Source organism: Kitasatospora aureofaciens (genome assembly GCF_001188955.3).
Taxonomy (GTDB): domain Bacteria; phylum Actinomycetota; class Actinomycetes; order Streptomycetales; family Streptomycetaceae; genus Kitasatospora; species Kitasatospora aureofaciens.
Window position 1 is genome coordinate 98968 of the sequence record NZ_JPRF03000017.1, and the last position, 12572, is coordinate 111539.

Here is a 12572-nt window from a genome sequence, read left to right on the forward strand (position 1 = left end):
GGGCCCCTTCGCCGTACCAGACCGTCGACTACCGCTGGCGGCGGAGGCGGCGGAGGCGGCGGACGACGAGCAGGACGCCGGCGCCGAGCGCGAGCAGCGCGGCGGCCGAGGTGGCGAGGAAGGTGTCGGTGCCGGAGGAGCCGGTGTGGGCCAGCTCGGCGGTGCCGGCCGGTGCGGTGGCCGCCGGCGCGGAAGGAGTGGCCTGCGGAGCCGGGGACCCGGCGGAGGGCTGCTCGGTCTTCTCGGCGGCCTGCTTGGCGGCGGTCTGCTCGGCGGGTGCGGGCTTGGCGGGTGCGGGCTTGGCGGCCGGGGTCGGCTTCCCGGTGGTCGGCGCGGTCCTGGGGTGGGTGACCTTCACGGTGCGGTTGCCCCAGTACTCCAGCGTGGCCTTGTCGGTGACGGCGTCCGTCACCAGCGTCAGCGTGCTCAGGTCCTTCGGCGAGGCGGGGGAGAGCGAGACCCGGAACACGAAGTCGGCGGCCCGGCCGTTGGCCAGCGGCTGCGCCAGCGAGTCGGTGTCGGCGTCGATCCCGATGCAGCCCGCGTTGAGCTCGAGCGGCTTCCAGCTGCCGTTCTGCTCGACCTCGACCCGTACGTCCCTGGTACGCAGGGAGGTGCCCGACAGGCTGAAGCTCGGCGCGGCCTTGGCGACGTCGGCTCCGGTGAAGTTGGTCATCCCCACTCCGAACTCGGTCCAGCTGCCGTCGGCGGCAAGGCTGTTGGACAGGGGGTCGCGGAAGTCCGAGTTCGGGACGGTCGGCTTGCGGACGGAGGGGTCGAACACCGGAGAGGTGCCGAACCGGGCGTCGCCGCAGGCCCAGGCGGTGTCGCTCATCGCGAGGACCTGGACGCCGCCCGCGAGGACGGCGGTGGCGGCGAGGACGGCGATGCGGCGGCGGCCGGAGAAGGCGCGGTCGTTCTTCGCAAAACGGTTGATAACGGACGTACGCATGACGTGACTCCCCAAGGTCATGGGCCTGACGGTGTGTTGGGTGAAGACGACCGGCTCCGCTCCTGGTGAGCGGAAGCGCCCCCCGGCTCCGCCGGTCTCGCTCTCCGTGCCTTCACCCTGATAGACGTCCATCACCGTCGGGGGTTGCAGGTGGATCGAAAAGTTTTTCCGGGAGTCTTCGGCCGGGCTTCGGGATACTGCCGGAATGACGGATGAGCTGACGATTCGACCGGAACAGACGGCGGCCGGGGACGGCGAACGCCGGTCGCTGCGGCGGGACGCGTCGGCGCCGGCGCTGCTGGCGGGGCTGGTCTGCGTCGCGGTGTCGTTCTCCGGGCCGCTGGTGGTGGTCCTCGCGGCGGCCGCCGCCGGGCGGCTGGACCCGGCGCACACCGCGTCCTGGATCTGGGCGGTGGCGATCGGCAGCGGGGTGAGCGGATTCGCGCTCAGCTGGTGGACCCGGACGCCGGTGGTCACCGCCTGGTCCACTCCGGGGGCGGCGCTGCTGGTGACCAGCCTGGGCGGCTACCCGTACCGGGAGGCGGTCGGGGCGTTCCTGGTGAGCGCGGCGGTGGTGACGCTGTTCGGGGTGACCGGCTGGTTCGGCCGGCTGATCGCCGCCGTGCCGGTGGGGATCGTGAACGCGATGCTGGCGGGCATCCTGTTCTCCTTCGGTGCCGGGATCTTCGGCGCGGTGCACAGCGCGCCGGTGCTGGTGGTGGGCAGCTTCGCCGCCTTCCTGCTGGCCAAGCGGCTCGCGCCGCGGTACGCCGTACCGGTCGCGCTGCTGGTCGGCGGGGTGCTGGCGGCGCTCACCGTCGGACTGCCGCTGCACCTGGGGACGGGCGGGCCGACCGTGCCGGTGCTGACGGTGCCGGCCTTCTCCTGGTCCGCCGTGGTGGGGCTGGCGCTGCCGCTCACCATCGTCGTGCTCGCCTCGCAGAACGCGCCGGGCCTCGGGGTGATGCGGGCCTTCGGCTACCGGGCGGACGACCGGCTGCTGATCGGCACCACCGGTCTGGTGTCGCTGCTGGTGGCGCCGTTCGGCTCGCCGGGGGTGAACCTGGCGGCGATCACCGCGGCGATCTGCTCGGGCCCGGAGGCGCACCCGGACCCGCGCCGCCGGTACGTCGCGGGGATGTCCTCGGGCGCGGGGTACGTGCTGGTGGGCAGCTTCGGCGGGGTGCTGGTCAGCCTGTTCACGGGGCTGCCGAAGGAACTGATCGCGGTGATCGCCGGGGTCGCCCTGCTGGCCTCGCTGCAGGGCAGCCTGGCGGCGGCGGTCGCCGAGGAGCGCGGGCGGGACGCGGCGGTGGTCACCTTCCTGGCCAGCGCATCGGGGATGAGCCTGTTCGGCATCGGCTCGGCCTTCTGGGGGCTGCTCTTCGGGCTGGGCACCCACCTCCTGCTGGACCTGGGGAAGCGCGCCCCGCACTGATCGGCGGAATTGGTTGGTATGGCCGGGACAATGCGGATCGTTCGGCCAGGTCGGTGACTTTTTCGTCCGCCGGTGGGGGCGACACGCCGCTCCGGGTACGTCTCCGCTCCACCACCCGGGCGACACCGGGTGACCGGAACCCCGAGGACGCACCCGTATGCCTGCTGGCAACCCTGGCCGTCTCGTCCGGAGTCTGGCCGCCCTCGTACTGGTGTCCACCGCCGTGCTCCCGGCCGCTTTGGAACTGGCCGGCCCGTCGCCGTTCGTCGTGATCGGACCGGGTGCCGTCCTCGACCGGGCCGTGCCCCCGCACACCGCGATCCGCGCCGACCAACGGATACCCGCGGCCGCCCCGACCTTCGACATACGCCGGACCGGGGACCCGTCCAACCGGATCACCCTGGTCCTCCTCGGCGACGGCTACACGGCGGACGAACAGGAGCTGTTCCGGCAGCAGGTCGACAAGACCTGGCACGCCCTGATGGACATCGAGCCGTTCCGCACCTACCAGGGGTTCTTCAACATACGGAGGGTCGAGGTGGTCTCCCCGGTCTCCGGGATAGCGGAGACCGAGAGCCACGGCCGGAACCCCGCCACCCCTCTGGGCATGCACTTCTGGTGCGAGGGGACCGCCCGGCTGCTCTGCGCCGACGAGAGCGCCACCGCCCGCTACGCCGGCGACGGCGCCGGGCCGCAGTACCTGATCGCGCTGGCCAACTCGACGGAGTACGGCGGTGCCGGGGGCACCGGGGTGACCACCCTGGCCGGAGGCAGCCCGGACGCCGGGCGGATCATCCAGCACGAGATCGGGCACACCGTGGGGGACCTCGGCGACGAGTACGACAGCGCCCCCGACGACGCCGACTACCCGAACCTCTCCACCCTCAACGCCGACGACATGAAGAAGAAGCAGACCAAGTGGTGGCGCTGGCTGGGCGCGGTGTCCCCGGACGGCGCCGGCACCGTCGGGGCGTACCGCAGCGCCAACGGCCTCTACCGGCCCACCCCCGACTCGGTGATGCGCACGCTGGGCAGTGCGTACAACCTGCCCTCCCGCGAGGCGATCATCGAGGAGCTGTACCGCAGGGTCCGGCCGACCGACGCCCCCTCTCCGCCGCCCGGCGAGGTCACCGGGCGGCCCCGGCTGGACGCCCGGCCGCTGCCGCTGACCGGCCCCCGGCAGCTGAAGGTGGAGTGGAAGGTGGACGGGGTCCCGGTGAGCCCGCCGGTCGCGGACGGCGGGGTGCTGGACACCGCGCAGCTGAACCTGGTCCCGGGCCGTACCGCGACCGTCACCGCGACCGTCCGGGACACCACGGACTGGGTCCGGGACGAGGCCTTCCGGGACCGCTACATGACCCGGTCGGTGTCCTGGACGGTCACCGGCTGAGCAGGCCCCCCTCACCCCAGGCTGGGCCTCCCATCATGGGATGACTAACCTGGACGAACTATGACCGTGGAGCCCGCCCGCTCAGCCGCAGCCCCGTCCCCGTCCTCCTCCGAACCCGCTCCCCGGGCCGCCGCCGCGACCCCGGCCGTAACCGTTGTCCAGGCTGCTCCGCCCGGCGGCCGTGCGGCCTGGGTGGCCTGGTCCATCGGCGTCAGCGTCTACGTCCTGGCCGTCGTCCACCGCACCAGCCTCGGGGTGGCCGGACTGGACGCCGCCGAGCGCTTCGGCATCGGCGCCTCCGCGCTGTCCACCTTCTCGATCCTCCAGGTGCTGGTCTACGCGGCCATGCAGGTCCCGGTCGGCCTGCTGGTCGACCGGTTCGGACCGCGCCGGGTCCTGCTGCTCGGCGTACTGCTGCTCAGCACCGGGCAGCTGGCCTTCGCCTTCAGCTCCTCCTTCGCCCCGGCCCTGGCCTCCCGGGCGGTGCTCGGCTGCGGCGACGCGATGACCTTCATCAGCGTGCTGCGGATAGCCGCCCGGTGGTTCCCGGCGGCGAAGAACCCCTTCGTCGCCCAGCTGACCGGCCTGGCCGGGATGGGCGGCAACCTGGTCAGCACCGTGGTGCTCGCCCAGGCGCTGCACAGCGAGGGCTGGACGCCCACCTTCACCGCTGTCGCGCTGCTCGGCGTCGCGGTTTTCGCGCTGGTCGCGCTGTTCCTCAGGGAGGCGCCGGCGGCCGTACGGCCCGTCGACCCGCCGACCGCCGCCGCCCGCCCGAAGGTCCGGCGGCAGGTCCTGGACTGCTGGCGGGAGCCGGGCACCCGGCTGGGCCTGTGGGTCCACTTCACCACCCAGTTCCCCGGCAACGCCTTCGGCCTGCTCTGGGGCATGCCCTACCTGGTCGAGGCCCAGGGCATGTCCCGGGGCGAGGCGGGCGGGCTGCTGACCCTGCTGGTGCTCTCCAACATGAGCTTCGGCTTCCTCTTCGGCCGACTGCTCTCCCGCACGGCGCGGGCCCGGATGCCCATCGTGCTCACCGTCATCACCACCACCGGCCTCGGCTGGGCCCTGGTCCTGGCCTGGCCCGGCGGCCACCCCCCGATGTGGCTGCTGGTTGGCATCATCCTGGTCATGGGCAGCAACGGCCCGGCCTCACTCGTCGGCCTGGACTACGCCCGCACCCGCAACCCGGCCGAACGGCTCGGCACCGCCTCCGGGATCGTCAACATGGGCGGCTTCATCGGCACGATGATCACCCTCTTCGGCATCGGGGTGCTGCTGGACGCGGTCTCCCCGGCCGGCGCCGAGGCGTACTCGGCCACCGCCTTCCGCTGGGCGTTCTGCTGGCAGTACGTGCCGCTGGCGGTGGGGACGCTGATGATCCTCCGCCTGCGGCGGAAGGTCGATGCGTAGCGTTTCTGACCTGGGGAAATTCGGCCAACTATCACTGAAAGTGATAGTTGGCCGCTGTTACGACCCGATGCCGCGGAGGACTTCGGTGATCTCCGGTGGGCGACCGTAGATCCGGGCCCGGTCAATGAGGCACAGGACCATGCCCTCCGGTGGCATCGTCGGCGAGGGAGCCGAGTGGGCCACTGGCTGCGATCGTTCGATCGCTGCCTCTCGGAGGCGGAGCAGGTCCAGCAGCTTCAGCTTCCGGCACCCCGGGACGACCCGGCTGCCCCGGATCCCGACCCGCTCCCCGCCCGGGCAGGCGAAGTACGCGCCGAACGGTGGTCCGCTGTCCTCCTCCCGGCCCGGCAGGTGGAGGACCATCTCCCCGTGCCGGCAGTGGACCGTCCCGTCCGAGTGGACGGTCAGGCCGGGCCAGTCCTCGTGGTCGATCTCCGCGACGATCCGCACCTGCTGGCCGATCGCCTGGGCCAGGGTCTCCGCCATCCGCCGCTGCTGGGTCGGGACGTCGGTGTCCCCACGGCGGACGGAGGGGAGGAGGTCGCGGGTGACCCAGTCCCTGAAGGGCTTGGAGGATTTCTTGTTGGACCGCATCAACAGGGAGTAGAGGCCTGCTTCGCTGACCAGGGCCAGGAATGGATTTCCTCGGCTGTACAGTTTCTGACCTGCGGAAACGTCGTATGCCTGACTTTTGGGCAGGCATACGAGGCGCATATCCACAGTCCGCGTGTCGCTGGGATCGAGGTTCCTCGTCGCGCGGCTCGCGCTGCCTCGGTCCAGCACCGTGCACACGTCCGCCGTGACGAACCACGGCTCCCCGTCGATCATCACGACGCGGATCGGCTGCCCCGTGACCGGGAAGCTCGACCGCACCAGCACCATCTCTTCCTGCTGCCCCTGTTCGTCGTCCATCAGGACGCTCCTCCTTCTACCGGGTGACAGCATGACTGCCCGGAGAAACGAGGCCGAACAGGTGAGGTTGCTGGTGCGGCGTTGACGCATGGATGCACGAGTGGTGCCGACCCGGCGCACGTTCGTGCGTGTACGCCGGGTGGTGCGCGCCGACGAACCTCAGATGGTGACGGAGAAGTTGGCCAGCACTCGCTCGGCCAGTTCCTTGTCCCCCTCGACGGTCACCGGCCCGGGCCGGCCGCGCCCGCAGGCGAGCCGGACGTACGTCTCCCAGTCCATGGTGAGCTGGACGTCGGGCGCCAGGCTGATCGACTCGTCCACGCTGCCGCGGCCGGTGGAGTCCACCCGCACGGTGCGCAGGAACTCCACCGGGCCGGTCACGTCGACCACCAGGGTCGTCCCGGCCGGGGCGCCGGCGGTGTGGGCGACGGCCTTGGGCAGCCGCTCCAGCAGGAAGTCCCGGGCGACCAGCGCGCCCGGGGCGGCCAGGTTGCCGGGGGTGTCCAGGGCCCGGCGCAGGTCCTGCTCGTGCACCCAGACGTCGAAGGCCCGCATCCGCAGCAACTCGTGGTACGGGAGCTCCCCGGCCAGCGGCCCGGCCGGCCAGCGGACCAGCTCGCCGGGCGTCTGCTTGGCGTTCCGCAGCGCGCGGGAGCGGCGGATGATCGTGTACTCCAGCTCGCTGGTCATCTCCAGCGCCGTGTGGCAGCGGCGCTTGTCGACGGGCAGCTCGATGTAGCGGGCGAACTCGGTGGTGACGTGGCGAAGGTCACGCGGCAGCGAGTGGATCGGGCGGGGGTCGCCGAGCAGTTCGGACTCCACCGCGATCACGTGCGAGACGACGTCCCGGACCGACCAGCCGGGGCACTCGGTGGCCCGGTTCCAGGAGCCTTCGGGGAGGGGGGCGACCAGCTCCGATATGGACTCGATGCTGTGCGTCCACGCCTCGGTGTAAGCCTGCACGGTCTGGTTGTCCGTCACGGGAATCTCCGGCCCTCCGTCAGCTTTCCTACGCTCCGCGCCCGGCCGTCGCGGTCGGCCGGGATGTCCGGCTTCCGGGCGCACACGCTAACCGCACGTTACGCTGCCGGGAGACAGCTGGGCAGCGCTTTCGGGTGACGATCGTAGGTCTCTTGCCGTGGACGGTGGTACTGTGCGCGCTTCATTGATCCAACTCGCGGTCTCCGACGCCGAGCCGCCCGCCGAACGGCGGGCCCGGGCCGCGTCGCTGGTACGGGCGCAGCAGGGCGCCGACCTGGTGGTGCTGCCGGAGCTGTGGCCGTTGGGCGGCTTCGCCCACGACCTCTGGTCGGAGGGCGCCGAGACGCTGGACGGACCCACCTCGGACGCCATGGCGGCGGCTGCCCGGGCTGCCGGCGTCTGGCTGCACGCCGGTTCGATCGTCGAACGCGACCCGGACGGGCCGATCTACAACACCTCGATGGTGTTCGCCCCGGACGGCGAGCTGGTGCACACCTACCGCAAGATCCACCGCTTCGGCTTCGACAGCGGCGAGGCGGTGGTGATGGGCGCCGGACAGGAGATCGTCACGGCGCCGACCGAGTTCGGCACCCTGGGCCTGGCGACCTGCTACGACCTGCGCTTCCCGGAGCTGTTCCGGGCGCTGCTGGATGCCGGCGCCCAGCTGCTGGTGGTCCCGGCGGCCTGGCCGGCCAAGCGGCGCGAGCACTGGACGCTGCTGGCCCGGGCCCGGGCGCTGGAGGAGCAGGCCTTCGTACTGGCCTGCAACACCGCCGGAACGCACGCCGGGGTCGAGCAGGCCGGGCACAGCGTGGTGGTGGACCCGTGGGGCCGGGTGCTGGCCGAGGCGGGGCCGGAGGAGGAGGTGCTGACCGTGGAGTTCGACCCGGCCGAGGTGGGCCGGGCGCGCGAGGACTTCCCGGTGCTGCGGGACCGCCTGCTCGGCATTCCGGCGCCCGTCCAGCGGTAGGGCCTGTCCGCCGGGAGGGTCGTCGGGTGGGTTGGTTCGGACCTGCCCCGGGCCGGTTTGAGAAGATGAGCACTCGTCGTGTTCCCTGCCGCCGGTCGGCCGGTCCGTCGCGGGTCGGTACGGCGGCCTGCCCGAGGAGGTCGCGCGCATGTCCGGCACCGGCGCCGGCGACACCCCCCACCCGGTCATCCACCGCAACAGCCTGCGCGAGCAGATCGCCGGCGCGCTGCGCGAGGAGATGATGGCCGGCCGGCTGGAGGCGGGTCGCAACTTCACGGTCAAGGAGATCGCGGAGCTGTACGGAGTCTCCGCGACCCCCGCCCGGGAGGCGCTGGTCGACCTCGGTGCGCAGGGGCTGCTGCGGGCCGAGCACCACCGCGGCTTCACCGTGCCGGAGCTGTGCTGGGAGGACTTCCTGGAGGTCTTCGAGGCCCGGGTGCTGCTCACCGACAGCTTCTACCGCCAGTTCTCCACCCGCCGGGCGCTGCCCGACCTCACCCGGCTGCCCTCGCTGCGCCGCCGGGCCGACGCGGCGGTGCGGGCCGCCCGGGCCGGGAACCTCGACGTGATGGTGGGCTGTGACCGCCGGTTCTGGCAGGAGGTCTCCGCCCTGCTCGGCAACCGCCGGATCGGGGACTACCTGGACTGGCTGCGGGTGCAGTCCTGGATGTTCGCCGCGCCCTACCTGCGGGCGATGCCCGCCCTGGGCGGGGTCTGCTGGGACCGCCACCCGGACCTGGTCGACGCGATCGGAGCCCACGACCTGGCCGGTGCGCACCGGATCATCTGCGAGTACAACCTGTTCACCGTCCGGCTGCTGGCGGGGCTGGCCGGGCAGTCGCTGGAGTCGGTGCCGGTGCTCGGGCTGCTCACCGAGGTGGCCGACGGAGAGCCGCTGCCCGTCCCGGTCGAGCCGCGGGCGCCGCAGCCGCCGGCCCGGACGGCCTCCGGAACCGAGTCCGCATCCGGGGCCGGGTCCCGGGCCGGGTCCGCCCCCGCGCCCGGCGGGGACCGGTCCGGGCGGCCCCGCCGGGGCGACGAGATCGGCCGGGAGCTGGGCCGCGAACTGGGGCTGGGCCTCGGTCTGGTGCCGCAACCGCGCTGGGTGCCGCACACCCGGTTCGGCCGACGGCTGCCCGAGCCGCCCCCCGAGGCCCCGAGGGGACGGCCCGATCCGCACCCGGCCCCGGGCCGGTAGGGTGGGCGGTCGTCGAACCGGGTGCCCCGCACGGGCCCTCCGGGTACCGACTCCGCCCCCCGTCGTCGCCCCGCCCCCGCGGGCGATCCCGCCGTCCGGAGAGGAACTGCCGGCCATGGCCTGCGACCTCTGGCTCGTCCCGCTGGTGGACGTGCTGAGCCACAGCCCCGACAACCCCTTCCGGGACGACCTCGCGCTCTACAACGCGGTGCTGACCTCGCGCGGGCTGCCCGAGGTGCCGGTCTACCAGTTCGTCCCCGGGCTGAGCGGAGCGGTCGAGCCGATAGCCGCCTTCGACTACGACTCGCTGCACTTCCTGCGCCGCGCCTACCTGTTGGGTCTCACCGGCCTGGACATCACCCCGGTCGACTCGCTCGGCGGCGACTACGAGCAACTGCTGGAGATGTTCGAGAGCAGTGCCGAACAGTCCCATCTGGTCTGGCACTTCGACCACGCCGGTGCGTACGTGCCGGTCGAGTTCCAGACCCCGCTGGTGGACGAGGTGCTGCTCGCCTCCGGCGGCCCGCTCGGCTCCAGCCACGGGCTGCTGCGCGAACTGCAGGCGGTGGCACCGGCGCTGGGCATCGACCCGCTCAACCCGCCGGACCCGACCCGGCCGCTCGGCCCGACCGGCCTGGAGCAGCCGTTCGGACCGCCGATCGACGACGTGCACCCGTTCGCCCGGGAGCGGCACGCCTGGTCGGGCCTGTACGCGGCGGCGACCAGGAGCGTCAGCCAGGGCTCGATGATCGTCTTCGCGTAGCGCCGTCCCGACCGCCTATCGCAGTGGCCCCTCCGGCGGCCGCTGGCGCGGCATGGTGGGCCTGGTACCGGGCGGTGGCAGCACCCGCACCTGGGCGCCGGCCCCGGGCTCGGTGCGCCCTCCCCACGTCCCGGCGGTCTGGGTGGGCAGCCGGGTCATCGACGCGCGGAACTCCAGCATCCACTCCGAGGTCTCGGTGCGGACCATGTCCGACACGTCCTCGCAGAACCGGCGCAGCACGCCCAGGCAGCGTTCGGCGGCCTCGCCCGCGGTTCCCTCGGTCGGGCCGAGCACCTCGCGCACGCACTCCGAGGCCCAGTCGAACTGGAAGGCCTCCAGGCGGCGTTGCAGCGCCTGCCCGGTGGAGACGTCCCGCATCCAGCCGGAGGTGAGCCCGAAGACCCGGTCGGCGCCGTAGCAGGCGGCGGAGAGCGCCAGGCCCACGTACCCCCAGCTGGTGCCGTGGGCGACGGCGTCGGTCAGGTCCACCAGCGGGGCGGTCACCCCGCCGACGGCGAAGCCGGCCGACCCGAAGCGCAGCAGGCGTGCCCAGCGGCGCTTCCAGATCCGGTCCCGGCGGTACCACTCGATCGCCTCGACCGCCCGCTCCTCGGACCAGCGGTAGAGCTCCTCCAGCCGTTCGGCGGGCTCGCCCCAGTCCCCGAGCGGGAACTGGCGGGCGCTCAGATCGGTCCGGCGGCGGGTGGTGGCCCGCCGGGCCACGGCTGCGGCGGGCTGGTCCTCCTCGCCGATCTCCTTGCCCCAGGCACTCTCCTCGGGCTGCATTTCCGGCTGGCTCACCTGTGGGGCTCCCTGTGGCGGGCGGGCGGCTTGGTCTGTCGGCGCATCGGCTGACATGACGTCTGCCGGTGGTTCTCCAACAGCACTTCTTACCGCCAAATGGCTGACCATGGGGGCGCTTCCCCGCTGATCGTTACCGGTTTCGGCCACCGGAACCCGAGGTGGGAGGGTTGCGGGGGGCGGCGAGATTTCACCCGTCCGAGCGAGGCCCCGGTGACCTGCCGTCCTGACCCGGACACCGACCGCGCACCCGGGCCCGTCCGAATTGGAGGATCCTCCTATCTCGTCGGCTCACGGACCGCTTCTCCTGGAGGATCCGACGACGATCCGACGGGACCGGAGAGCGGCCGGAACCGGCCACCGACTACGCTGCCTGGCGTGAAGGTCCTCGTCATCGGCGGCGGCGCCCGCGAACACGCCCTGTGCCGCTCCCTGTCCCAAGATCCCTCCGTGACCGAGCTGCACTGTGCCCCGGGCAACGCCGGGATCGCCCAGGTGGCGACGGTCCACCCGGTCGACCAGCTGGACGGCGCCCTGGTCGCCGACCTGGCCGCGAAGCTCGGGGCCGACCTCGTCGTGGTCGGCCCAGAGGCCCCGCTGGTGGCCGGCGTCGCGGACGCCGTGCGCGCGGCCGGCATCCCGGTCTTCGGCCCCTCCGGCGCGGCCGCGCAGCTGGAGGGCTCGAAGGCCTTCGCCAAGGACGTGATGGCCGGCGCCGGGGTGCCCACCGCCCGCTCCTACGTCTGCACCACCCCGGAGGAGGCCGCCGAGGCGCTGGACGCCTTCGGCGCCCCCTACGTGGTCAAGGACGACGGCCTGGCGGCCGGCAAGGGCGTCGTGGTCACCTCCGACCGCGCGGCCGCGCTGGCCCACGCCGCCTCCTGCGAGCGCGTGGTCATCGAGGAGTACCTCGACGGCCCCGAGGTCTCGCTGTTCGCGATCACCGACGGCACCACCGTGCTGCCGCTGCAGCCCGCGCAGGACTTCAAGCGCGCGCTGGACGGCGACGAGGGCCCCAACACCGGCGGCATGGGAGCCTACTCGCCGCTGCCGTGGGCGCCGGCCGGGCTGGTCCAGGAGGTGCTGGACACCGTCCTGCAGCCGACCGTGGACGAGCTGCGCCGCCGCGGCACCGAGTTCTCCGGCCTGCTGTACGCGGGTCTGGCGCTGACCTCCCGCGGCACCCGGGTGATCGAGTTCAACGCCCGGTTCGGCGACCCGGAGACCCAGGTCGTGCTGGCCCGGCTGCGCACCCCGCTGGCCGGTGTCCTGCTGGCCTCCGCCACCGGCACCCTGGACCAGCTGGAGCCGCTGCGCTGGGACGAGGGGGCGGCCGTCACCGTGGTCATCGCCTCCGAGGGCTACCCGGCCGCGCCGCGCACCGGCGACCCGATCGAGGGCCTGGCCGAGGCCGAGGCGGACGGCACCGCGTACGTGCTGCACGCCGGGACGAAGGCGGACGAGGACGGCCGGGTGCTGAGCGCCGGCGGCCGCGTCCTGTCGGTCACCGCGACCGGCGCCGACCTGGCCGAGGCGCGCGACCGCGCGTACGCGGCCGTGGCGCGGATCTCGCTCAAGGGCGGCCAGCACCGCACCGACATCGCGCTGAAGGCGGCCACCGCCTGAGGCACCCACGCCCCCGCGGCCCCCGTGCGAACCGCTCGCACGGGGGCCGCCGTGCACTTTCGGCGAGCGAGCCGCTGGAAAGGCGCGAGCCTGCGGACCCCCGGGGGAGGGGAAACAACCCGCAGGGC

Annotated in this window: 11 protein-coding genes; 7 read left to right on the plus strand and 4 right to left on the minus strand. The window is 73.1% G+C overall.

What is annotated here, in order from left to right:
- Positions 1-28: 28 nt before the first annotated feature.
- Positions 29-952, minus strand: coding sequence for a hypothetical protein (locus tag HS99_RS10245; RefSeq protein ID WP_030552068.1), 924 nt, complete (start codon positions 950-952; stop codon positions 29-31).
- A gap of 205 nt (positions 953-1157) precedes the next feature.
- Here HS99_RS10245 and HS99_RS10250 point away from each other — a divergent pair, with 205 nt between their 5' ends.
- From HS99_RS10250 to HS99_RS10260, 3 genes are all read left to right on the plus strand, one after another.
- The gene (locus tag HS99_RS10250) at positions 1158-2390 is read left to right on the plus strand and encodes a benzoate/H(+) symporter BenE family transporter (protein ID WP_078866951.1); all 1233 of its coding nucleotides are present in this window, start codon (positions 1158-1160) and stop codon (positions 2388-2390) included.
- 157 nt (positions 2391-2547) lie between these two features.
- Positions 2548-3780, plus strand: a complete 1233-nt coding sequence (locus HS99_RS10255; protein ID WP_078866953.1) for a M64 family metallopeptidase — start codon at positions 2548-2550, stop codon at positions 3778-3780.
- Positions 3781-3840: 60 nt separating this feature from the next.
- On the plus strand, positions 3841-5193 hold the full coding sequence (locus HS99_RS10260) for an MFS transporter (RefSeq protein ID WP_030278305.1): 1353 nt from the start codon (positions 3841-3843) through the stop codon (positions 5191-5193).
- Positions 5194-5250: 57 nt separating this feature from the next.
- Here HS99_RS10260 and HS99_RS10265 read toward each other — a convergent pair whose 3' ends face one another.
- A complete protein-coding gene (locus HS99_RS10265; RefSeq protein WP_141763685.1) occupies positions 5251-6225 on the minus strand; it encodes a BRO-N domain-containing protein in 975 nt (324 codons plus the stop codon).
- Positions 6226-6264: 39 nt separating this feature from the next.
- On the minus strand, positions 6265-7086 hold the full coding sequence (locus HS99_RS10270; protein WP_030278310.1) for a maleylpyruvate isomerase family mycothiol-dependent enzyme: 822 nt from the start codon (positions 7084-7086) through the stop codon (positions 6265-6267).
- Between the two features lie 172 nt (positions 7087-7258).
- Between HS99_RS10270 and HS99_RS10275 the strand changes: the two genes are divergently transcribed.
- The 3 genes from HS99_RS10275 to HS99_RS10285 all read left to right on the plus strand — a co-directional run bounded on the left by HS99_RS10275 (position 7259) and on the right by HS99_RS10285 (position 10017).
- A complete protein-coding gene (locus HS99_RS10275) occupies positions 7259-8056 on the plus strand; it encodes a carbon-nitrogen family hydrolase (RefSeq protein WP_030278312.1) in 798 nt (265 codons plus the stop codon).
- A gap of 148 nt (positions 8057-8204) precedes the next feature.
- The gene (locus tag HS99_RS10280; RefSeq protein WP_063737827.1) at positions 8205-9254 is read left to right on the plus strand and encodes a GntR family transcriptional regulator; all 1050 of its coding nucleotides are present in this window, start codon (positions 8205-8207) and stop codon (positions 9252-9254) included.
- Positions 9255-9369: 115 nt separating this feature from the next.
- Positions 9370-10017, plus strand: coding sequence for a putative DNA-mimic protein (locus HS99_RS10285; protein WP_030278316.1), 648 nt, complete (start codon positions 9370-9372; stop codon positions 10015-10017).
- Between the two features lie 15 nt (positions 10018-10032).
- On the opposite strand, the gene HS99_RS10290 is transcribed toward HS99_RS10285, so the two are convergent.
- Complete coding sequence (locus HS99_RS10290; protein ID WP_078938761.1) at positions 10033-10818, minus strand: SLATT domain-containing protein; 786 nt, start codon at positions 10816-10818, stop codon at positions 10033-10035.
- A 378-nt stretch (positions 10819-11196) separates the two neighbouring features.
- Here HS99_RS10290 and purD point away from each other — a divergent pair, with 378 nt between their 5' ends.
- On the plus strand, positions 11197-12444 hold the full coding sequence (gene purD / locus HS99_RS10295; protein WP_030278320.1) for a phosphoribosylamine--glycine ligase: 1248 nt from the start codon (positions 11197-11199) through the stop codon (positions 12442-12444).
- Positions 12445-12572 lie beyond the last annotated feature (128 nt).

Bases quoted from the DNA above. Each gene is read 5' to 3' on its own strand.
- HS99_RS10245 (WP_030552068.1), bottom strand. From the start codon at position 952: ATGCGTACGTCCGTTATCAACCGTTTTGCGAAGAACGACCGCGCCTTC.
- HS99_RS10250 (WP_078866951.1), top strand. From the start codon at position 1,158: ATGACGGATGAGCTGACGATTCGACCGGAACAGACGGCGGCCGGGGAC.
- HS99_RS10255 (WP_078866953.1), top strand. From the start codon at position 2,548: ATGCCTGCTGGCAACCCTGGCCGTCTCGTCCGGAGTCTGGCCGCCCTC.
- HS99_RS10260 (WP_030278305.1), top strand. From the start codon at position 3,841: ATGACCGTGGAGCCCGCCCGCTCAGCCGCAGCCCCGTCCCCGTCCTCC.
- HS99_RS10280 (WP_063737827.1), top strand. From the start codon at position 8,205: ATGTCCGGCACCGGCGCCGGCGACACCCCCCACCCGGTCATCCACCGC.
- HS99_RS10285 (WP_030278316.1), top strand. From the start codon at position 9,370: ATGGCCTGCGACCTCTGGCTCGTCCCGCTGGTGGACGTGCTGAGCCAC.